The organism is Pseudonocardia sp. Ae331_Ps2 (assembly GCF_001932405.1).
Taxonomy (GTDB): Bacteria; Actinomycetota; Actinomycetes; order Mycobacteriales; family Pseudonocardiaceae; genus Pseudonocardia.
Map to the genome: position 1 here is coordinate 5072326 of NZ_MCIM01000001.1, position 21193 is coordinate 5093518.

Genomic DNA, 21193 nt, shown 5'->3' on the forward strand with positions numbered 1-21193 from the left:
CCCGGCCGATCTCACGCCGCGACGCTGCCGTGCGGGTCGATCACGAACTTGCGGGCCACGCCGCCGTCGAACTCCTGGTAGCCGCGCGGGGCGTCGTCCAGCGAGATCGTGGTCGCGTTGACCGCCTTCGCGATCTGCGCCCGGTCGGACAGGATCGCCTGCATCAGCTGCCGGTTGTACTTCTTCACCGGGCACTGACCGGTGGTGAGGCTGTGCGACTTCGCCCAGCCCAGCCCGATCCGCACGCCCAGGGTGCCCTCCTTGGCCTTGTCGTCGGCGGCACCGGGGTCGCCGGTGACGTAGAGCCCCGGGATGCCGAGCGCGCCGCCGACCCGGGTCACCTCCATGACCGAGTTCAGCACGGTCGCGGGCGCCTCCCCGGCGTCGCGGCCGTGTCCGCGGGCCTCGAAGCCGACGGCGTCGACGGCGGCGTCGACCTCGGGCTCGCCGAGCAGCTGCTCGAGCTGCTCGGCCAGGGTGCCGTCGGCGGACAGGTCGACGGTCTCGCAGCCGAAGCTGCGGGCCTGGGCGAGCCGCTCGGGGATCATGTCCCCGACGACGACCGCGGCCGCCCCCAGCAGCTGTGCGGCGTGCGCCGCGGCCAGCCCGACCGGCCCGGCGCCGGCCACGTAGACCGTCGACCCGGTGGTCACTCCCGCGGTCACCGCGCCGTGGTAGCCGGTCGGGAAGATGTCCGAGAGCATCGTCAGGCCCAGGATCTTCTCCAGCGCCTGGTCGCGGTCGGGGAAGCGCAGCAGGTTGAAGTCGGCGAAGGGCACCATCACGTACTCGGCCTGGCCGCCGATCCAGCCGCCCATGTCGACGTAGCCGTAGGCGGCGCCGGGACGGGCCGGGTTGACGTTCAGGCAGACAGCGGTCTTGCCCTCGTTGCACATCCGGCACCGCCCGCAGGCGATGTTGAACGGCACCGAGCAGATGTCGCCGACCTTCGCGAACAGCACGTCGTCGCCGACCTCGACGATCTCGCCGGTGATCTCGTGGCCGAGGGACTGCCCGACCGGTGCGGTCGTGCGGCCGCGGACCATGTGCTGGTCGGAGCCGCAGATGTTGGTGGTGACGATCTTCAGGATCGCCGCGTGCGGGGCCTTGCGCGCGATGCCGAGGCCGTCGACGACGTCGGACGGCAGCTCCAGCTTCGGGTAGTCGATCGACTCGACGGCGACCTGGCCGGGCCCCTTGTACACGACGACGCGGTTGTCGGGCATGACGTGCTCCTCGTTGCGCGGGGGTGCGGGCCGCGATCACGGCCGCACGGTGGCTCCGTGGACCGAGGGATCCCCTGCGCCCCATCGGGGCCGGCCACGTCGCTGGTCCCGACCCTCCCAGCTCGTGGCGGGGTGCGCACCTGACGATGGGTGCAGGTCCGAAGGGGGCAGCGCCGCCCGGCGCCGGACGACGGCGCGGGTGATACTGCGCGGATGGCCGTTGACGATCTTCTCGAGCCGCCGGTCCCGGTGCTCCCCGCGCCGTACCACACCCCCGAGCGCGAGGCGCTGCTGAAGCAGGCCCGCGAGTTCGCCGCGAGCCGGGTGCTGCCCGTCGCCGACGAGCTGGACCCGCGCAAGGGCGAGATCCCCCGCGACCTGCTCGACGAGATGGGCGAGCTGGGCTACTTCGGCATCACCGTCGACCGCGAGCACGGCGGTCTCGGCCTCGGTGCGTTCGAGTACTGCATGGTGGCCGAGGAGCTGGCCAGGGCCTGGATGAGCGTCGGGTCGATCATCGCCCGCGCGCAGGGCGCCGGGACCGCCGTCGCCGACCCGCGGCGCCGCGCGGAGCTGCTGCGCCGGTCGGCTCGCGGACAGTGGATCGGCGCGATCGCGCTGTCCGAGCCCGACGCCGGGTCCGACCTGGCCGCGGTGGAGACCCGCGCGGTCCGCGACGGCGACGAGTTCGTGATCACCGGGCACAAGCGCTGGACCGGCAACGCCAAGGCCGCCGACTTCATCCAGGTGCTGGTGCGCACCGACGACCCGGCGCCGGGGGAGAAGCGCTCCGCGGGCCTCGCGACCGTCGTCGTGGAGAAGGAGCGCGACACCTTCCCCGCCGGGATCACCGGCCGGCCCATCGACAAGATCGGCTACCACGGCTTCGTCACCTGGGACCTGGAGTTCGACGGTGTGCGGGTGCCGGTCGGCAACCAGCTCGGCGACGGCGGCGAGGGCTTCGCCGACGCCCAGGCCTGGCTCAACATCGCCCGGGTGCACACCGCGGCGCGCGCGGTCGGGCTGGCCAGGGCCGCCGTCGAGGACTGCGTGCGCTACCTCCAGCGCCGCCACCAGTTCGAGCACCCGATCGGCGACTTCCAGGCCGTCCGGTTCACCCTCGCCACGATGGCCGCCCGGGTCGAGCAGGCCCGCGCCTTCTACCAGAACGTGGCGCACCGGCTCGACCTCGGCGAGCCCTGCGAGCGGGAGGCGGCGATGGTCAAGTTGCTGGCCACCGAGATGGCCGCCGAGGTCACCGCGGACGGCGTCCAGCTGCACGGCGGCAACGGCTACACCACCGAGCACCAGGTGGAACGGCACTGGCGTGACGCCCGGCTGACGACGATCTTCGAGGGCACGAGCGAGATCCAACGCAAGATCATCTCCGACCGGCTGCTCCCGCGCAGCCCGCTCGGCTGACGGCGACGCCGGGGGCGTCAGCGGAAGGCGGCCCGCACCGCGCCGAGGGCGTCGGACTCGTCGAGCCCGAGGCGGCGGGCGAGCTCGGCCAGCTCGGTGGCCTTGCGCTCCAGCTCGGCGCGCCCACCGGTGGCCCGCTCGCTGAGCACGGCCCCGCGGCCGCGCCGCAGGTCGACCAGGCCCTCGTCGCGCAGCTGCTGGTAGCCGCGCAGCACGGTGTGCAGGTTGATCCCGAGCGCGCCCGCGACCTCACGGGCAGGCGGCAGCCGGTCCCCGGCGGCGGCCCGCCCGTCGGCGACCGCCCGGCGGACCGAGGCCGCGACCTGGTCCCCGAGCGGCACCGGCGACGACGGGTCGACCCGGATCAGCACGACGGTGCGGCGCCGGCCGCGCCCTGCCCGGCGCGCCGGTCCAGCTCGGCGTTGACCAGTCCGGCCGCGGTGGCGGCGTCGGGCACGGTGACGACGAACCTGCGGTCGTCGGTGAGGTCGAGCACCAGCGCCTCCCCGGCCCGCCGGGCGCGGTAGCCGAGCACCGACGGCGTCCGGCGCAGGACGCCGTACTCGTTCCAGCGGAAGTGCTCCGGGTCGAGCTGCTCCGACCGCGCGCCGCGGACCTCGGCCAGCGGTGCCTCGGCCAGCGGGCGGCCGAGCAGGGCCTGGCGGACGTGCACCCCGGCGTCGTCGACCCGGACCCGGGCGACGGCGGTCAGCGCGGTCGTGACGACGGCAGCGGCGATCAGCACGACGACGAGCGGGGCCGCCCCGCCCGCGAGCAGCAGCGCCACCCCGGCCAGGACCAGCACGCCCGCGAGGACCAGGGTCGGACGGGAGAGCACGGAGCGCGCCCACAGGTAGCGCTCACCTGGCGCGAGCGGGGTGCGCACCGCGCCGGCCGGGGCGCCCCCGGTCGCCGACGGGTGCGGGGCGTCCGGACCGGCGAGCACGTGCCCCAGTCCGTAGGCGACCACGGCCCCGGCGAGCACGGCGACGGTCCAGGCCCAACCGGGGACCTGCGGGGCCAGCCGGGAGGCCGGCACCCACCACACGATGACGGCGAACGCCCAGGACGTGCCGACGGCGCGACGCTCGACATCGGGCCGCCCGGAACGCAGCCGCAGCAGCGGCAGCCCCAGCGCGAGCAGCCCGATGACGACCACCGGGACGGCGAACCGGCCGTCCGGCCGGGTCGCCACCAGGGCGGCGAGCCCGGCCAGGGTCAGTGCCACCGCGGGGGCGGCGGCCAGCAGCCGGCGCCGGCTCGTACGGCCGGCGGGTGTGGGGGATGTGGTCATGACGTCCTCCGTCCTCGAACGAACTGAACTTGTTCGCAATGTACTAGAACAATGCTGCCAGCGCATCCCTCGGGGGATACGGGTGTGCCGGGCAGGCGCGCCGGCGGTGGTCGGCACGCGTCGGCACCGCTCACTGGATCGGGTGAACCGCCGTGCGTGTGACCTGCACGGATGGGGTCGCGTCACACGGACGTGACACGGGCGATACGGTGCGGTAGCCGTCCCGCGCCACCCTGTGGCTCCCGGTCGCGCATCGTGACGACGAGCGCAGCGTGGGGCGGAACGGACGACCGCGGCGCCCCCGGGCCGTCGGGGTCGCGACGCGCGGAGGGTGGATGGCACGGTCGGAGATCGGACGCACCGGGGCCCGGTTCGGGACGCCCCCGTCCCGGAGTACCCGCACGGCAGACCACCGGAGCCGACCCCGGAGTCGGACTCGGGGTCGGGGCCGACCGTCGTCGGGGAGGAGCCCGAGCCGGAGAGCCTGGTCGGGGTGACCGGGGCCCGGTTCGGCGGGCACTCGGCGAAGCGGACCCGGCTGAGCCGCCGCGAGCGCGCGGCCCGGCGGGCCGCTGCCCGGGCCGGGGCGGAGGGCGCGGGAGCGCCGTCGGCCGACGGCGCACCCGGCAACGCGGCCGCCACACCTGGCGGCATCGCCCCGGAGAACCCCGACGCCGTCGGTGCGGGCCTCGCCGACACCGCCCCGCTGCCGATGGTCGCGGGCCGGCCGGACGGCCCCGCCACCGCGGGTCCGGGCCACCCGTCGGGTGCTGCCGCCGGCACGGACGGCGGGGCTGCCGGCGGCTCGGACAGCGGCGCGGCCGGCGGCACGGGCGGCGGTGCGGCCGGCGCGTCGCCGCAGGTCCCGGCGTTCGCCCCGGTCCGGCCCTACGTCATGACCGGTGGCCGTACCCGGGTCCGCGCCGAGCTGCGGCTGGAGACGCTGGTCTCGGTGCGGCCCGCCCCCGGCCCCGCCCCGCGGGCCGAGTCGGTCGAGCGCGCCACGGTGCTGCGGCTCTGCGCCCGGCCCCGGTCGGTGTCGGAGGTCGCGGCGCTGGCCGCGGTGCCGCTGGGTGTGGCCCGCGTGCTCATCGACGACCTCGCCTCCGAGGGGCGACTGGTGGTGCACGGCGTGTCCTCGGCGGAGGACGGGCCGAGCGTCGCGTTGATGGACCGGGTCCTGGCGGGGCTGCGCAGGCTGTAGGTCGCCGGGCACGACAGCGCTGCCCCCGGTCCGCGGGCGCCCTGCGAGGACCGCCCGCCGGGGCCAGGATGGGGACATGACCGATCCCCGTCCCGTCCGCATCGGGCTGCAGCTGCAGCCCCAGCACGCCGACTACGCCGACATCCGCCGCACCGTCGCCGCCGCGGAGGAGGCCGGCGTCGACATCGTCTTCAACTGGGACCACTTCTTCCCGCTCTACGGCGAGCCCGACGGCAAGCACTTCGAGTGCTGGACCATGCTCGGCGCCTGGGCCGAGGCGACCTCCCGGGTGGAGATCGGCGCCCTGGTGACCTGCAACAGCTACCGCAACCCCGAGCTGCTCGCCGACATGGCTCGCACCGTCGACCACATCTCCGGCGGCCGGCTCATCCTGGGCATCGGGTCCGGCTGGTTCCAGCGCGACTACGACGAGTATGGCTACGAGTTCGGCACGGCGGGCGGCCGGCTGAACGACCTGGCCGCCGCCCTGCCCCGGATCCGCGACCGGTGGTCGAAGCTCAACCCGGCTCCCACCCGCGACATCCCGATCCTCATCGGTGGCGGCGGCGAGAAGAAGACACTGCGCTACACCGCCGAGCACGCCGGCATCTGGCACGGCTTCGGCGACGTCGACACCCTCGTCCGCAAGTCCGCCGTGCTCGACGGACACTGCCGCGACATCGGCCGCGACCCGGCCGAGATCGAGCGCTCGGTGGGTGTCGAGGGCTCCCCGCAGGACTCCGCAGCCGCCCTGTACGACGCCGGCGCTCGGCTGTTCACCGTCGGCGAGGACGGCCAGGGCGGCTACGACCTGGCCCGGCTGAAGGACTGGATCGCCTGGCGCGACGAGCGCAACGCCGCCTGACGGGCTGTTCAGAGCTCGCGCAGGAACGGGTCCCGGATCAGGTCCGGGACCCGTTCGGCGGCGACCGCCGGTGCGTAGTACCAGCCCTGGGCGTTGGCGCAGCCGTACTCGCGCAGCCGCGCCGCCTGCTCCCGGGTCTCCACCGCCTCGGCGGTGACCTCCAGGTCCAGCGCCGAGGCCAGCGAGATCAGCGTGCGCAGGATGACGTCGTCGCGCTCGGCGGTCCCGGCGAGGAAGTGCCCGGCCAGCTTGAGCCGGTGCACCGGCAGGTGCCGCAGGTAGGCGAGGTTCGAGTAGCCGGTCCCGAAGTCGTCGATGGCGATCTTCACCCCGAGCCGGTCGAGCTCGCGCAGCGTCGCCAGCGGCCGGCCGGGCGACCCCATCAGGTCGGACTCGGTCAGCTCGACCTGCAGCAGCTCGGGTGGCCAGTCGTGGCGCTCCAGGGTGGCCGCGACGTCGGCGACCAGGTCGGACTCGGTCACCTGCCGGGCGGCGACGTTCACGCTGATGGTCAGCGGCCTGCCCGGGTACGCGTCGGACCAGATCCGGCCCTGCCGGCAGGCCTCGTCGAGGACACGACGGCCCAGCGGCACGACCAGCCCGGTCTCCTCGGCGAGCGGGATGAACCGGTCCGGGCCCAGCAGCTGCCCGTCGGGCCGCTGCCAGCGCACCAGCGCCTCCACCCCGATCGTCTGCTCGTCGGCGAGGCGGACCAGCGGCTGGTAGACGACCACGAAGTCGTCGCGGCGCAGCGCCTCGGGCATCTGCGAGGACAGCTCGAGGCGGGCGACGTCGTCACGGTGCCGGTCGCGGTCGTAGAGCACGTAGCGCCCGCGGCCGGCGCGCTTGGCCGAGTACAGGGTGGTGTCGGCGGCGGCGATCAGCTCGTCGGCGTCCAGCTCGCCGTCGTGGCGCACCACCCCGACGCTGGCCGAGATCACGATGTCGCGGCCGTCGACGCGGACCGGCCTGCGCACGGTCCCCAGAGCGCGGGTCGCGACCTCCTCCAGCTCGGCCCGGTCTGCGGTGCACGGCACCAGCACGACGAACTCGTCCCCGCCCATCCGCGCGACGAGGTGGCCCGCGGGCTCCAGCGTGTCCCGCAGCCGGTCGGCCAGCACCTGCAGCAGCCGGTCCCCGGCCTGGTGGCCCAGGGTGTCGTTGACAACCTTGAACCCGTCGAGGTCCAGGTAGCAGACCCCGGGGCGGGCGCCGGAGGAGCCCGCGTCGATCGCGGCGCGCAGCCGCTCGAAGAACAGCGACCGGTTCGGCAGCCCGGTCAGCGGGTCGTGCGACGCCTGGTGGGCCAGGCTCTCCCGCATCCGGAGCTGGTCGGTCACGTCGGTCACCACCGCGACGAACAGCCGCTCGTCACCGCCGACCGGTCCGAGCAGGGTGACGACGGCGTCGATCCACACGTCGCTGTCGTCGGCCCGCCGGACCGAGCGGACCACCCGGAGCCGGTCCAGCGAGCCGTCGAGCAGCCGCGGCCGCTCCGCCCACACCTCCGGCGCGGACTCCGGGGGCACGAAGTCGGTGACCCGCATCGTCAGCAGCTGCGCGGGGGTGTAGCCGAGCATGACCGCGGCGGTCTCGTTGACCTCGACGAGCCTGCCGTCCGGGTCGAAGATCACGATCCCGACGGCCGCGGAGTCGACGACGGTCCGCAGCCGCAGGTCCGAGCGGCGGCGGGCCTCCTCGGCGACGCGGCGGGCCTCCAGTGCGGCGCGGGTGACCTGCTCGTGCTCGGCGAGGACCAGGCGGCGGGTGGCTTCGGTGAACCCGCGGGCGAACGACGCGAGCACCGCCGCGATCCGGCGGACCCGGGCGGCGGTGTCGGCGGCCGGTTCGAGGTGTGCCCCGAGCAGCTCCATCCCGACCTCCAGGCAGCCCGGCTGGTGGATCCGGGCCCGCACCAGGTCCCCGCCGGCGGTGGCCGGGAGGTCCGGGTCGTACCGCTCGGCCAGTGCGGCGGCCCGCAGCTGCCCGGTCACCCGGTCGACGACCGGGCGCAGCTCGGTGACCGGCAGCACCGAGCGGCGGGCCAGCTCCTCGGTCCACGGGGCGGCGAGGTCGGCGGGGTCGGGGAGGGCTGCGCCGACGAGCGCCCGTCCGTGGTCGGCGCGTGCAGCGGCGACGTCGGCCTGCTGCATCCACCGCCCCCGTTCGCTCCGGTGGGAGGGACTTCCCTCATGATCGGGATGATCGGTGAACACCGTAACCGATCCGACCCGCCCGGTGGGGCCGACCGGGTTACGTCGGTGCCGGACAACCGGCCGGTCGGGTCAGACCGAGGACCCGTCGGTCACGTCCGTCACCCACACGACCGCCTCGCCCGCCTCGTCGGAGGCGGCGAGGTCCACCTCGGCGACGATCGCCCAGTCCCGGTCGCCGGCCGGGTCGTCGAGCACCTGGCGCACCAGCCAGCGGTCGGCCTCCTCGGTGAGGTCGAACAGTTCGGGCCCGCGTGCGTCGGGCCCGAAGCCGATCCGGTCGTGGATCGCGAAGTAGGGGGCCAGCGCGTCCCGCCAGCGGTCGGCGGTCCAGCCGGCGTCGGCGTCGAGGTCGCCCAGCTCGGCGTAACGGCCCATCGCCGCGAGCTCCACCCGGCGGAACAGCGCGTTGCGCACCATGACCCGGAACGCGCGGGTGTTGCCGGTGACCCCGGTCGGTGTGGCGACGGCGACCTCGGCCCCCGGCGGCAGCACCTCCCCGTCGGCCCCCGCACCGGCGGCGAGCTTCTCCCACTCGTCGAGCAGCGAGGAGTCGGTCTGGCGGACCAGCTCGCCCAGCCACTCCACGAGGTCGGTGAGCTCCTCGGTGCGGGCGTGCTCGGGCACGGTCTGGCGCAGCGCCCGGTAGGCGTCGGCCAGGTAGCGCAGCACCAGGCCCTCGGAACGGGCGAGCTGGTAGTGCGAGACATACTCGGTGAACGTCATCGCCCGCTCGCTCATGTCCCGGACCACCGACTTCGGCGACAGGACGGCGTCGGCGACCCACGGCGCGCCGCGGCGGTAGGTCTCCAGCGCGGCGTGCAGCATCTCCTCCAGCGGCTTGGGGTGGGTCACCTCCTCCAGCCGGGCCATCCGCTCCTCGTACTCGATGCCGTCGGCCTTCATCGCCGCGATCGCCTCACCGCGGGCCTTGTTCTGCTGGGCGGCGAGGATCTGGCGGGGGTCGTCGAGGGTCGACTCGATCACCGAGAGCACGTCGAGGGCGTAGGTCGGCGACTCCCGGTCGAGCAGCTCGAACACCGCCAGCGCGAACGGCGACAGCGGCTGGTTGAGCGCGAAGTCCAGCTGCAGCTCGTCGACCACCCGGGCGCGCGGCCGGGCCGCGCCCTCCACGGTGTACTGCTCGACGACGCCGGAGGTGCGCAGCGCCCGGTAGATCGCGATCGCCCGCAGCATGTGCTTGAGCTGCCGCTTGCGGGGCTCGTGGTTGTCGGTGAGCAGGTGCTCCATCGCCGCGTAGGTGTCCCCGCCGCGTGAGACGACGTTGAGCAGCATCGCGTGGGTGACCTCGAAGTGGCTGGTCAGCGGCTCGGGGCGAGCCTGCTGCAGCTTCTCGAACGAGGTCTGCGACCAGCCCACGAACCCCTCGGGGGGCTGCTTGCGCTGAACCTTCCGGCGCTTCTTCGGGTCGTCGCCCGCCTTGGCCAGTGCCTTGGCGTTCTCGATGTCGTGCTCGGGGGCCTGTGCGACGACGGTGCCGACGGTGTCGTACCCGGCGCGCCCTGCCCGGCCGGCGATCTGGTGGAACTCGCGGGCCTTGAGCGGGCGCACCCGGCGCCCGTCGTACTTGGACAGCGCGGTGAACAGCACCGTGCGGATGGGCACGTTGATGCCGACGCCGAGGGTGTCGGTGCCGCAGATGACCTTGAGCAGCCCGGCCTGGGCCAGGGTCTCCACCAGCCGCCGGTAGCGGGGGAGCATCCCGGCGTGGTGCACGCCGATCCCGTGGCGCACCAGCCGGGACAGGGTGCGGCCGAAGCCGGAGGTGAACCGGAACGCCCCGATCGTCTCGGCGATCGCGGCCTTGTCCTCCTTGGAGGTGACGTTCACGCTCATCAGGGCCTGGGCCCGCTCGACGGCGGCCTGCTGGGTGAAGTGCACGACGTAGACCGGGGCCTCACGGGTCGAGAGCAGCTCGGTGATCGTCTCGTGCAGCGGCTCGACGACGTAGCGGAAGTGCAGCGGCACCGGCCGCTCCACCGAGGTGATCTCGGCGGCCTCCCGGCCGGTGCGCCGGGTCAGGTCCTCGGCGAAGAACGACGTCTCGCCCAGCGTGGCGCTCATCAGCAGGAACTGCGCCTGCGGCAGCTCGACGATCGGCACCTGCCAGGCCCAGCCGCGTGACGGGTCGGCGTAGAAGTGGAACTCGTCCATGATCACCGTGCCGACGTCGGTCCCGGGGCCCTCGCGGAGCGCGAGGTTGGCCAGGATCTCCGCGGTGCAGCAGATGATCGGCGCCTTCTCGTTCACCGCGGCGTCGCCGGTGAGCATGCCGACCTTGTCCGCGCCGAAGACCTCGCACAGCGCGAAGAACTTCTCGCTGACCAGCGCCTTGATCGGCGCGGTGTAGAAGCTGCGCTCCCCGCGGGCCAGCGCGGCGGCGTGCGCACCGATCGCGACCAGCGACTTCCCCGAGCCCGTCGGCGTCGAGAGGATCACGTTGGCGCCGGTGACCAGCTCCAGCAGCGCCTCCTCCTGCGCCGGGTACAGCGACAGGCCGCGCTCGTCGAACGCCCACTCGGCGAAGGTGTCCACCAGCGCGGCGGGGTCCGGGGGGGTCGCGGGGTCGGAGGAGCGCGGCAGCCGGTCGGTGAGCGTCATGATGGGACCGATCGTCGCAGACACTCCCGACACCGGGCGCCGCAGCGCCGAGGTGGCGCCCGCACTCGCCCGTGCGGGGGATAGCGTGGATGCCGTGGTGGGGGGCGGTGCGACGCACGGCGCCGGGCAGTCGGGCGCCGGCGCGGGACCTGGCGCGCCCATGCCCGACCTCGTCCCGCCGATGCTGCCCGCCGCCGGGGAGCTGACCGACGCGGTCGACCCGGACCGCTGGGCGGTCGAGTTCGCCTGGGAGGGCCACCGCTGCGTGGCCTACGCCCGGCCCGGCCGCGTGCGGCTGCTGTCGTCCACCGCACGCAGCGTGACCGGGTCCTTCCCCGAGCTGGCCGTGCTCGGCGACGAGGCCCCGCCAGGGGGCCTCGTGCTCGACGGCACCGTCGTCGCCCTCGACGAGGCGGGCCGTCCGTCGCGCGGGCCGCTGCTGCGCCGCACCGCGACGGTGTCCCCGGACGCGGCCCTGCGGACCGAGGTGCCCATCGGCTACGTCGTCACCGACCTGCTGTTCTGCGACGGCCGCCGCACCCTGGAGCTGCCCTACCGGCGGCGCCGCGCGGAGCTGGAGGCACTCGGCCTGGCCGGGCCGAAGATCCTGGTCCCGCCCTCGTTCGGGCTCGACGAGGCCGACCTGGTGGTGCGGACCGCGGAGCGCTACGGCCTCGACGGACTGCACCTCAAGCGGCTCGACCTGCCCTACCAGCCCGGGCGGCGCACCCGGAACTGGCTGCGGGTGCCGCTGCGCCGGCATCGGCAGGTGCTCGTCGCCGGCTGGGTGCCGGCCGGGGGCCCCGGCGGGGGCCGGGAGCGGATCGGCGCGGTGCTGCTGGCGCTGCCCGAACCCGACGGGCTCCGCTACGTGGGCCGCGTCGGGATCGGCGCCGCCGACGTCGACGCCCGGACCGTCGTGGGCGTCCCCGCCACCGGGACCCCGCCGCTCGGGGTGCCGGAGGGCATCGGCGACGCCCGCTGGTTGGCCCCTGGCCTGGTCGCGGCGGTCGAGCACCGGGGCCGGACGGCCGCCGGGCGGCTCGCCCTGCCGTCCTGGCGCGGGCTGGTGCCGCCCGCCGAGCACGACGACGACCTGGGTGCCGCCATCGAGGCGGCCCGGCGGGCGACGTCGGCGTCCCGGCCGACCGTCGCGCTGCGCCGGCCGGGGGCGTCGCCGGCCGGGGGCGTCGCCGGCCGGGACCGGTCCGGGTCCGGGTCCGCGTCCGGAGACGGTGGTGCTGCCGCGGGCCGCCGGCGGGGGCACCCGGCCCGCGGCCACCGACGACGACGCGCGCCCCGCCACCCGCACCCCGGGCCCGGCCTCCGGCCGAGCCGGGCCGGACCACGACCCGGCCGCGCGGACCACCCGGGATTCCGCCGCCGAGCCGGCCGCCCGCGACGCGCCCCCCGACGAGGCCCGTCCGCCGCGGCCGGGCGCCCACCGCGCCCCGGCCCCCGACGAGACCGTCCGCATCCGGGTGCGCGACGCGGTCCCGCCGCTGCCCGGGGCCCCGGCGGCGCCGACGGCCGTCCCGACCGCAGCCCCGGACGGCCCCTGGCACGGGCCACTGTCGCGCCGGCTGGAGCAGCACTTCGTCTACAACACCCTCAACACCATCGCGTCGCTGGTGCGCACCGACCCGCCGCGGGCCCGGGAGCTGCTGCTCGGCTTCGCCGACCTGTCGCGGGCCGCGGACCGGGCGGGGGAGGCGTCGATCCGGCTCGACGAGGAGCTCGCCGCCGTCCGGGCCTACCTGCAGATCGAACGGACCCGGTTCGGGGCCCGCCTGTCCACCGAGCTCGACGACCCGTCCGGGGCCGGGGTCGACCCGTCGTCCGCGGTGCCGCCGCTGTCGCTGCTCGCCGCGGTCCGCCGCGGGGTGCAGGAGGAGATCGAGCCGCACAGCGCGGGCGGCGCGGTCCACGTGCGGCTGGACCCGGACGCCTCCGACGGCCCGGCGGCCCGGGTGGAGGTCCATCCGGCGGTCCCGGCGGACACCTCCGCCGGCGCCCCGTTCGTCCTGTTGGTCCTGCCGCTGGGCGTGCCCGTGGTGTGACACCCGTCGGCGGGGGAGTGGCGTGCACCGCCCGGGGCGACGGAGCTTCATCGATCCGGATAGCGTGCGCGCCATGCTGGGGCTGCCCGAGGGCACACGCGCGTGCCTGTTCGACCTGGACGGCGTACTCACCGACACCGCGAGCGTCCACGCTGCGGCGTGGAAACAGATGTTCGACGAGTACCTCCGTGCCCGTGACGGTGACGGGTACACCCCGTTCGACGTCACCACCGACTACGGTCCGTACGTGGACGGGAAGCCCCGTCTCGAGGGGACCCGCAGCTTCCTCGCCTCGCGCGGGATCGAGCTGCCCGAGGGGACGCCGGACGACCCCCCGGACGCCGAGACCCTGTGGGGCCTGTCGACCCGCAAGAACGACCTCGTGCAGGAGCGCATCCGCACCGACGGCGTCGACGTCTACCCGGGGTCGCGTCGCTACCTGGAGGCGGTGAAGGACGCCGGCCTCACCACCGCGGTGGTGTCCTCCAGTGCCAACGCCGAGCAGATCCTGCGGGTCACCGGCCTGGAGACCTTCATCGACCACCGCGTCGACGGGGTCACCGCCCGCGAGCGCGGCCTGCCCGGCAAGCCCGCACCCGACACCTTCCTCGCCGCCGCGGCCGACCTCGGGGTCGACCGGTCCGCCGCGGTCGTGTTCGAGGACGCGCTGGCCGGCGTGCAGGCCGGCCGCGCGGGGGACTTCGGCGCCGTCGTCGGCGTCGACCGTCTCGACCAGGCGGCCGCGCTGCGTGAGCACGGCGCGGACGTCGTCGTCACCGATCTCGCCGACCTGCTGGAGCGTTCGTGAAGCCCGACCACCTGCCCACCTTCACCGTCGAGCCGTGGGTGGTCCGCGAACCGCGCCTCGACCTGGACGCGATGGGCCAGACCGAGTCGGTCTTCGCACTGTCCAACGGCCACATCGGGCTGCGCGGCAACCTCGACGAGGGTGAGCCGCACGTCCTGCCCGGCACCTACCTGAACTCCTTCTACGAGGTGCGCCCGCTGCCGTACGCCGAGGGTGGCTACGGCTACCCCGAGTCCGGGCAGACGATCATCAACACGACCAACGGCAAGCTGATCCGGCTGCTGGTTGACGACGAGCCGTTCGACCTGCGCTACGGCACCCTGCACCGGCACGAGCGGGTGCTGGACATGCAGGCCGGGACGCTGAACCGCGAGGTCGAGTGGGAGTCCCCGGCCGGGCGCCGGGTCCGGGTCCGCTCCACCCGCATGGTGTCGCTGACCCAGCGTGCGGTCGCCGCGATCTCCTACGAGGTCGAGCTGGTGAGCAACGGCAACGAGGGCAGCGGCGCCGCCGGTGACGCGGCGCTGCTGGTGCTGCAGTCCGAGCTCGTCGCGAACGAGCAGCTGCCCGGCCGCGACGCCGACGACCCACGCCTGGACACCGCGCTGGACAACGTGCTGGAGCCCGAGCAGTCCCGCGCCGGCGACGCCGGGGCCACCCTGGTGCACCGCACCCGCAAGTCGGGGCTGCGCTGCGGCGCGGCGATGGAGCACGAGGTCTTCGGCCCGGACGGGGTCCAGGTGTCCACCGACGCCAACGAGGACCTCGCCCGCACCACCGTCATCGCCCGGGTGCAGCCCGGCCAGTCGCTGCGCGTGGTCAAGTACCTCGCCTACGGCTGGTCCTCGCGGCGCAGCCTGCCGGCGGTCTACGACCAGGTGCGCGCCGCCATCGCCGCCGCCCGCTACACCGGCTGGGACGGCCTGGTCGCCGAGCAGCGCGACTACCTCGACGACTTCTGGGCCACCGCCGACGTCGAGATCGACGGCGACGCCGAACTGCAGCAGGCCGTGCGGCTCGCGACCTTCCACATCCTGCAGGCGGGCGCCCGCGCCGAGCGCCGCTGCATCCCGGCCAAGGGGCTGACCGCCGACGGCTACGACGGCCACACCTTCTGGGACACCGAGACGTTCTGCCTGCAGGTGCTGTCCTTCGTCGCCCCGGAGGCGGCGGCGGACGCGCTGCGCTGGCGCAAGTCGATCCTGCCGCTGGCCTTCGAGCGCGCCGAGACCCTCGGCCTCAAGGGCGCGGCGTTCCCGTGGCGCACCATCCGCGGCCACGAGTGCTCCGGCTACTGGCCCGCGGGCACCGCGGCCTTCCACATCAACGCCGACATCGCCGACGCGGTCAAACGGCACGTGCACGCCACCGGCGACACCGCGTTCGAGCTGGAGGTCGGGCTGGAGCTGCTGGTCGCGACGGCGCGGCTGTGGCGCTCGCTGGGCAGCCACGACTCGGCGGGCAACTTCCGCATCGACGGTGTCACCGGCCCCGACGAGTACTCCTCGATCGCGGACAACAACGTCTACACCAACCTGATGGCACAGCAGAACCTGCGCTACGCCGCGGAGGTCGCCGCGAAGCACCCGCGGTCGGCGTCGCGGCTCGGGGTGGACTCGGAGGAGATCGCGTCCTGGCGCGACGCCGCGAGCGCCATGTTCATCCCGTTCGACTCCCGGCTCGGCGTGCACCCGCAGTCCGAGGGCTTCACCGACCACCAGCGGTGGAACTTCGAGGAGACCCCGGCCGACCGGTACCCGCTGCTGCTGAACTACCCCTACTTCGACCTCTACCGCAAGCAGGTCATCAAGCAGGCCGACCTCGTGCTGGCGATGCAGATCTTCCCGGAGGCGTTCACCGAGGAGCAGAAGCGCCGCAACTTCGCCTACTACGAGGCGATCACCGTGCGGGACTCGTCGCTGTCGGCGTGCACCCAGTCGGTGATGGCCGCCCGCACCGGGCACCTGGAGCTGGCCCACCAGTACCTCGCCGAGGCCGCGCTGGTCGACCTGCAGGACCTCGCGGGCAACACCGACCACGGCATGCACATCGCGTCGATGGCCGGTACCTGGACCGCGGTCGTGCTGGGCTTCGGCGGGATGCGCTGCGAGGCCGACGGGCTGTCGTTCGCGCCGGTGCTCCCGACGTCGCTGTCGCGGATCTCGTTCGGCCTGAAGTGGCAGGGGCGCCGGATCCGGGTCTCGATCACCCCCGAGGAGACCGAGTACCGCCTCACCGACGGCGCCCCGATGCGGCTGCGCCACCACGGCGACCCGATCGCGCTCGACGGCGAGGCCCCGGCCACCGCGCCGACCCCCACCCCGGAGTGGGTGGAGCCGGTGGAGCAGCCCTACGGGCGGGCCCCGCGGGTCCGCGGCTGACCGCGCCCGGCGCTCCGCCGTCCGGCCGCTCCGCCGGACGGTGGGTCGCCGGACGGTGGGGCAGCCGGACGGTGGCCGGACGACCCCGGCCCGTCACGTACCGGTCGGTCGTGCACCGCTGGTAGCATGGTCAGTCGCTCCGTCGGCGACAGGCTCGCCCTGCCACCGCGCGGACGTGTCGTGTACGTCCCCCCGGTGGAGGATCCCCGCGCCGTGCCCGAACCCACTTCCGCTGCCGGTTCCCCGGCTGCCGCGGCCGACCCCGCCGCGCCGGTCGACCCGGAGCTGGCACACGAACAGTCCTACGTGGCCATGCTCTACGAGCAGCTCGAGGACCGCCGCCGCGACACCGCGCGCCGGCTGGCCGACACGCTGCGCGAGGAGACCGTCGGCACCCCGCAGGCCATCACCCAGCGCGACGCCGCCGCGGAGATGCTCACCGACCGGCTCGCCGGGCTGCGTGCCGCCGAGCACGGGCTGGCCTTCGGCCGGCTCGACGCCGACGACGGCGAGATCCGCTACGTCGGCCGCATCGGCCTGCTCGACGAGGACAACGAGTACGAGCCGCTGCTGATGGACTGGCGGGCGCCCGCCGCCCGGCCGTTCTACACCGCCACCGCCGCGAACCCCGAGGGGATGCGCCGGCGCCGGCACCTGCGGACACGGCTCCGGCAGGTGGTGGCGATCGACGACGAGCCGCTCAACCTGGCCGAGATGACCGAGGAGGAGCGGGCCCGCTCCGGGTCGGGGCTCACCAGCGAGGCCGCGCTGCTGGCCGCGGTGTCGCAGGCCCGTACCGGGCGGATGGGCGACATCGTCGCGACCATCCAGGGCGAGCAGGACCGCATCATCCGGTCGAAGCCGTCCGGCGTGCTGGTCGTGCAGGGCGGGCCCGGCACCGGGAAGACGGCGGTCGCGCTGCACCGCGCGGCGTACCTGCTCTACACCCACCGGGACCGGCTCGCCCGCCGCGGCGTGCTCGTCGTCGGGCCGAACCCGACGTTCCTGCGCTACATCGGGCAGGTCCTGCCCTCGCTGGGGGAGACCAGCGTCGTGCTCGGCACCGTCGCGCAGCTGTTCCCCGGCCTGGACGCGCGCCGCACCGAGTCCCCGGCGACGGCGGAGCTGAAGGGCCGTGCCGAGATGGCACCGGTGATCGCGGCCGCCGTGCGCGACCGGCAGCAGCTGCCGCGCAGCCCGGTCGAGCTCGTCGTGGAGCAGCAGCGGGTGGTGTTCGACCGCGACACCGTCGCCCAGGCCCGTACCCGGGCCCGGCGTTCCCGCAAGCCGCACAACGAGGCCCGCCGCATCTTCCGCAAGGAGCTGCTCCGGCTGCTCGCCCAGCAGGTCGCCCGCCGTGTCGGCGGCGGCGAGTCCGGTCTGCTGGACCGGCGCGACGTCGACGACATCCGCGACGAGCTCGCCGAGTCCGCCGAGGTGGCGGCGCAGCTGGAGGAGCTCTGGCCGACGCTGTCGCCCGAGCAGCTGCTGACCGACCTGTTCGCCGACCGCCGCCGGCTCAACTCGGTGGCCCGCCGGATCCCGGCGCCCGAGCGGGCGCTGCTGGAGCGCCCGGCGCCCGGCCCCGACGTGCCCCCGGACCTGCGCTGGACCCCGGCCGACGTCGCCCTGCTCGACGAGGCGGCCGAGCTGCTCGGCGACGACGGCGCGGCCCAGGCCGCGGCCGAGGCCGCCGCGCTGCGCGAGGAGGTCGAGTACGCCCAGGGCGTGCTCGACGTGCTCGACCTGGAGGAGGACCTCGACCCCGAGCTGCTGCGCGCCACCGACATCATCGACGCCGACCGGCTCGCCGAGCGCATGCAGGTTTCCCGCTACGACTCCACCGCCGAGCGGGCGGCCGCGGACCGTGAGTGGACCTACGGCCACATCATCGTCGACGAGGCGCAGGAGCTCTCGGCGATGGCCTGGCGGATGGTCATGCGCCGCGCCCCCGCCCGGTCGATGACCCTGGTCGGGGACATCGCCCAGACCGGTGACCGCGGCGGTGCGGGCTCCTGGGACGAGGTGCTGTCACCGTTCGTGGCACGGCGGTGGCGGCTGGAGCAGCTGACGGTGAACTACCGGACGCCCTCGGAGATCGCCGACGTCGCCGACGACGTCCTCGCCGAGATCGACGCCTCGCTGCAGCCGCCGTCGTCGGTGCGCTCGACCGGGGTCCCGCCATGGGCGGTGGCGCTGCCCGCCGGGGCCGACGGGGACCGGGTCCTGGTCGAGCGGGTGCGCGCCGAGCGCGACGCGGTCGGGGACGGGCGCACCGCCGTCCTCACGCCGCAGGGCCGCCTGGACCGGGTCCGCGCCGTCCTCGACGCCGCCGGGCTCACCACCCCGGAGCCCGCCGAGGGGGAGTCCGAGCTGGACGCGCCGGTCGTGGTGCTCCCGGTCGCGGCGTCGAAGGGGCTGGAGTTCGACGCCGTCGTCGTGGTGGAGCCGCAGGAGATGCTCGACGAGTCCCCGCGCGGGCTCAACGACCTCTACGTCGCGATCACCCGAGCCACCCAGCGGCTCGGGGTGCTGCACAGCGGGGAGCTGCCGCCGGTGCTCAAGCGGATTGGCCGGCCCTAGCGCACCCAGCGGTCGAACCAGGACAGCAGCGCCGCGCGCTGCAGCTCGGTGCCCGGGGTGACGGTGCCGAGCCCGTCCCCGGCGCCGTGCTCGAGGCCGGGGAGCTGCAGGTAGCGGGTGGGGATGCCGAGATCGGCGATCGCGGCGGTGAAGCGCGCCACCGGCGCCGCCGGGACGAGGTGGTCCGCCGAGCCCTGCACTACCAGCGTCGGCGGCGAGTCGGGCCGGGCATGGGTGATCGAGTCGGTGAACGCGTAGCGCTGCGGGAGCTGCTCCGGCGACCCGCCGACGTAGGCCGCGCCGACCTGGCGCCCGATCGCGGTGAACGGCTCGGTGGCGGTCAGGTCGACCGCCGGGTACATCCCGGCGACCGCCCGCACCAGGGGCAGCGCGGCGCGGTCACCGCAGGTCGGGGCCAGGGTCCCGGCGCGGTCGAGGTATGCGGCGTTGACCGCGAGGTTTCCGCCCGCCGACTCGCCGAAGATCCCGACCCGCGAGGTGTCCAGCCCGAGCCCCGGGCCTGCGGTGCCGACCCAGGTGAGCGCGCAGCCGACGTCGCCGACCTGGGTGTCCCAGTTGTGCACCTCCTCGGTCGCGAGCCGGTAGTCGACGTCGACGACGGCGTACCCGTTGTCGGCGAGGAACCGGTTGTACGACGACGGCCCGCGCGAGCCCTGCACGAAGCCGCCGCCGTGCACCCGCACCAGCACCGGCGCGGGACCCCCGCCGGGCCGGGGCAGGTAGAGGTCCGCGAGCAGCGGGGTCCCGCCCGGAGCACCGAACTCGACGGTGCGGTCCGGCCCGGGCGCGGCGACCGGCACCGGGGAGACCGGGGAGAACAGGTGCAGCCCGCCGCCGTCGCGGGCGACGCTCACCACGAGCGCCGTGTAGGTGCCCGCGGCCACCAGCGTGGCGGCCACGGTGAGGCCGATCAACACCGAGCCGGCCCGGCGACGCCGCGACAGCGCCCGCATCCCGGTGGCGGCCGCCACGCCGACCAGGGCGAGGACGACGTTCCACACGCCGAGGCCGTCGCGCAGCGTCCCGTGCACGATCAGCACCCCCTGCGACGTCGCGTCCTGCAGCAGCGGCCCCCACCAGCCGATCGGGGCCAGCGCGAGTGCCTGGGCGAGGACGACCCAGAGCAGCACGAGGACGGCCAGCAGGCCGAGCAGGGTGGCGAGCAGCACAGCCCCCGCGCGTCGGGGACCCGATCGTGTGACCGGCCCCGCCGTCGTCCGCCCCGTGTCCGTGTCCTGTCCCACTGCGGGCCCCCCGTCGTCCGTCGCACCGCCGGATGTCGTTGTGCAACAGAGTAGGCGCTCCGCTCGGCGGGCTGCTCAGGCGCGGGCGCGGTAGAGGTCCCGCAGCAGCGCGATCTCGGCCCCGTGGTGCAGGACCTCGCGGTGGATGTGCAGCACCAGCGTCGCGAGCGGCGCGTCGGAGTAGGGCCCCTCGGCCGGTCCGCACGGCCGGGCCAGGCCGTCGGAGCCGAGCGCGGCGACCCCGGCGGTCCACCGGGCGTACTCGGTGTCCAGGGCGTCCAGGGCCGCGGCCGCGGTGCCGGGGTAGTCGTAGGAGTCGAAGTCGACCGCCGGGCCGCCGAAGTGGGAGTGCGACCGCAACGCGAACACCCCCACGACCACGTGCGCGATCCGCCAGGCGATCGTCGTGACCGGGGGCGGCTCCGGCGCCGGGAAGGCGAAGTCGATCACCCAGTCGCCCGGTCCGGCCCCCGGCGGGGTCACCGACTCCCCGCGGCGGCGCACGCCCCAGCAGCCGGGTACCGGCTCCCAGTGGTACTCGTCGTCGGTGAGCCCGGCCAGCCGCGGGCGCAGTGAGGTGTTCTCAGTAGCGGGGTGGCAGGTCGTGGCGACACGCCGAGGGTGGTGAGATGAGCGGGAACGGGGCAGGACCCCGGTAGATCGGTTCGGTCCAGCACAGATCGACACCGTCACCGAGGTCCTGCATGTCTGATCCTGTCACCTACACCGCTGTCCTCCCGATCGGGGAGTGCACCGTGGCCTATCTGGCGCGGCTCCTGGTCCTTCAACGCCGTCGACGTGGCACCCGGCGGCGGGCGTTGACCCCGTTCGCCCAGGCAGTGCTGGTGATCCGCTGGTTCTGTGATGCTACCCGGGTCCGATGTTTGGCCGGTGACAACGCGATCAGCACTGCAACGGCCTACCGTTACCTGCACGAAGGCATCGACGTCCTCGCCGCGGCCGCACCCGGCCTGCACGGAGCCCTGCTCGCCGCCCGCACAGCCGGGCACACCCACGTGAATCTCGACGGCACCCTGATCGCCACCGACCGGTGCCGCGCGCTCGGCCTCACCCCCGGGGTCGACCTGTGGTGGTCGGGCAAGCACCGCCGCCACGGCGGGAACATCCAGGTCCTCACCGCACCTGATGGATGGCCGCTATGGACCAGCGACGTGCGGCCGGGCCGCGAGCACGACACCCGCTGCGCCCGTACCCACCCCGGGCTGCTCGAGGGCCTGGCCGCGTTCACC

Annotated in this window: 15 protein-coding genes and 1 pseudogene; 9 read left to right on the forward strand and 7 right to left on the reverse strand. The window is 74.8% G+C overall.

The features are described 5' to 3' along the window. Positions 1 to 11: 11 nt before the first annotated feature. Positions 12 to 1226, reverse strand: coding sequence for a formaldehyde dehydrogenase, glutathione-independent (gene fdhA / locus Ae331Ps2_RS23725; RefSeq protein ID WP_075306440.1), 1215 nt, complete (start codon positions 1224 to 1226; stop codon positions 12 to 14). Between the two features lie 213 nt (positions 1227 to 1439). Between fdhA and Ae331Ps2_RS23730 the strand changes: the two genes are divergently transcribed. Further along, a complete protein-coding gene (locus Ae331Ps2_RS23730) occupies positions 1440 to 2648 on the forward strand; it encodes an acyl-CoA dehydrogenase family protein (protein WP_075306439.1) in 1209 nt (402 codons plus the stop codon). A gap of 17 nt (positions 2649 to 2665) precedes the next feature. Here Ae331Ps2_RS23730 and Ae331Ps2_RS23735 read toward each other — a convergent pair whose 3' ends face one another. Then, entirely contained in the window at positions 2666 to 3019 is a 354-nt protein-coding gene (locus Ae331Ps2_RS23735; RefSeq protein ID WP_075306437.1) for a GntR family transcriptional regulator, read from the reverse strand. Further along, positions 3013 to 3942 (reverse strand): hypothetical protein, encoded by a 930-nt coding sequence (locus tag Ae331Ps2_RS23740; RefSeq protein ID WP_075306435.1) that lies wholly within the window; start codon positions 3940 to 3942, stop codon positions 3013 to 3015. Before Ae331Ps2_RS23740 ends, Ae331Ps2_RS23735 begins: the two co-directional genes overlap by 7 nt. A gap of 493 nt (positions 3943 to 4435) precedes the next feature. On the opposite strand from Ae331Ps2_RS23740, the gene Ae331Ps2_RS23745 reads away from it, so the two are divergent. Both Ae331Ps2_RS23745 and Ae331Ps2_RS23750 read left to right on the forward strand, forming a co-directional pair. Continuing rightward, a complete protein-coding gene (locus tag Ae331Ps2_RS23745) occupies positions 4436 to 5146 on the forward strand; it encodes a DUF742 domain-containing protein (RefSeq protein WP_139318718.1) in 711 nt (236 codons plus the stop codon). Between the two features lie 76 nt (positions 5147 to 5222). Next, a complete protein-coding gene (locus tag Ae331Ps2_RS23750) occupies positions 5223 to 6011 on the forward strand; it encodes an LLM class F420-dependent oxidoreductase (protein WP_075306431.1) in 789 nt (262 codons plus the stop codon). A gap of 8 nt (positions 6012 to 6019) precedes the next feature. Here the strand turns inward: Ae331Ps2_RS23750 and Ae331Ps2_RS23755 are convergent, their stop codons facing one another. Beyond that, positions 6020 to 8164 carry a bifunctional diguanylate cyclase/phosphodiesterase gene (locus tag Ae331Ps2_RS23755; RefSeq protein WP_075306429.1) on the reverse strand — a complete coding sequence of 715 codons (2145 nt, stop codon included), beginning with the start codon at positions 8162 to 8164 and terminating at the stop codon, positions 6020 to 6022. Between the two features lie 132 nt (positions 8165 to 8296). Next, positions 8297 to 10846, reverse strand: a complete 2550-nt coding sequence (locus Ae331Ps2_RS23760) for an RNA helicase (RefSeq protein WP_075306427.1) — start codon at positions 10844 to 10846, stop codon at positions 8297 to 8299. Between the two features lie 181 nt (positions 10847 to 11027). Here Ae331Ps2_RS23760 and Ae331Ps2_RS34380 point away from each other — a divergent pair. The 5 genes and pseudogenes from Ae331Ps2_RS34380 to Ae331Ps2_RS23785 all read left to right on the forward strand — a co-directional run. Next, positions 11028 to 11903, forward strand: a pseudogene (locus Ae331Ps2_RS34380) (DNA ligase); the annotation flags it as partial. Between the two features lie 181 nt (positions 11904 to 12084). Next, the gene (locus Ae331Ps2_RS31470; protein ID WP_075329797.1) at positions 12085 to 12906 is read left to right on the forward strand and encodes a histidine kinase; all 822 of its coding nucleotides are present in this window, start codon (positions 12085 to 12087) and stop codon (positions 12904 to 12906) included. Between the two features lie 73 nt (positions 12907 to 12979). Further along, the gene (locus tag Ae331Ps2_RS23775; protein ID WP_043277242.1) at positions 12980 to 13714 is read left to right on the forward strand and encodes a beta-phosphoglucomutase family hydrolase; all 735 of its coding nucleotides are present in this window, start codon (positions 12980 to 12982) and stop codon (positions 13712 to 13714) included. Beyond that, on the forward strand, positions 13711 to 16095 hold the full coding sequence (locus tag Ae331Ps2_RS23780) for a glycoside hydrolase family 65 protein (protein WP_075306423.1): 2385 nt from the start codon (positions 13711 to 13713) through the stop codon (positions 16093 to 16095). Before Ae331Ps2_RS23775 ends, Ae331Ps2_RS23780 begins: the two co-directional genes overlap by 4 nt. A 312-nt stretch (positions 16096 to 16407) precedes the next feature. Further along, positions 16408 to 18678: an ATP-binding domain-containing protein gene (locus Ae331Ps2_RS23785; RefSeq protein WP_249265655.1), complete on the forward strand. Its 2271-nt coding sequence runs from the start codon at positions 16408 to 16410 to the stop codon at positions 18676 to 18678. Here the strand turns inward: Ae331Ps2_RS23785 and Ae331Ps2_RS23790 are convergent. Beyond that, positions 18675 to 19868 (reverse strand): alpha/beta hydrolase, encoded by a 1194-nt coding sequence (locus tag Ae331Ps2_RS23790; RefSeq protein WP_075306421.1) that lies wholly within the window; start codon positions 19866 to 19868, stop codon positions 18675 to 18677. The genes Ae331Ps2_RS23785 and Ae331Ps2_RS23790 overlap by 4 nt on opposite strands. A 150-nt stretch (positions 19869 to 20018) precedes the next feature. Further along, complete coding sequence (locus Ae331Ps2_RS23795) at positions 20019 to 20516, reverse strand: DinB family protein (protein WP_075311808.1); 498 nt, start codon at positions 20514 to 20516, stop codon at positions 20019 to 20021. 131 nt (positions 20517 to 20647) lie between these two features. On the opposite strand from Ae331Ps2_RS23795, the gene Ae331Ps2_RS33560 reads away from it, so the two are divergent. Further along, positions 20648 to 21193, forward strand: a 546-nt coding sequence (locus Ae331Ps2_RS33560) for a transposase family protein (protein ID WP_305775547.1), incomplete at its 3' end; no start/stop codon positions are given.

What these genes read in the sequence shown, in the direction of transcription:
- fdhA (WP_075306440.1), bottom strand. Translation starts at nt 1,226, where the DNA reads ATGCCCGACAACCGCGTCGTCGTGTACAAGGGGCCCGGCCAGGTCGCC.
- Ae331Ps2_RS23730 (WP_075306439.1), top strand. Translation starts at nt 1,440, where the DNA reads ATGGCCGTTGACGATCTTCTCGAGCCGCCGGTCCCGGTGCTCCCCGCG.
- Ae331Ps2_RS23740 (WP_075306435.1), bottom strand. Translation starts at nt 3,942, where the DNA reads ATGACCACATCCCCCACACCCGCCGGCCGTACGAGCCGGCGCCGGCTG.
- Ae331Ps2_RS23750 (WP_075306431.1), top strand. Translation starts at nt 5,223, where the DNA reads ATGACCGATCCCCGTCCCGTCCGCATCGGGCTGCAGCTGCAGCCCCAG.
- Ae331Ps2_RS23755 (WP_075306429.1), bottom strand. Translation starts at nt 8,164, where the DNA reads ATGCAGCAGGCCGACGTCGCCGCTGCACGCGCCGACCACGGACGGGCG.
- Ae331Ps2_RS23760 (WP_075306427.1), bottom strand. Translation starts at nt 10,846, where the DNA reads ATGACGCTCACCGACCGGCTGCCGCGCTCCTCCGACCCCGCGACCCCC.
- Ae331Ps2_RS23775 (WP_043277242.1), top strand. Translation starts at nt 12,980, where the DNA reads ATGCTGGGGCTGCCCGAGGGCACACGCGCGTGCCTGTTCGACCTGGAC.
- Ae331Ps2_RS23785 (WP_249265655.1), top strand. Translation starts at nt 16,408, where the DNA reads ATGCTCTACGAGCAGCTCGAGGACCGCCGCCGCGACACCGCGCGCCGG.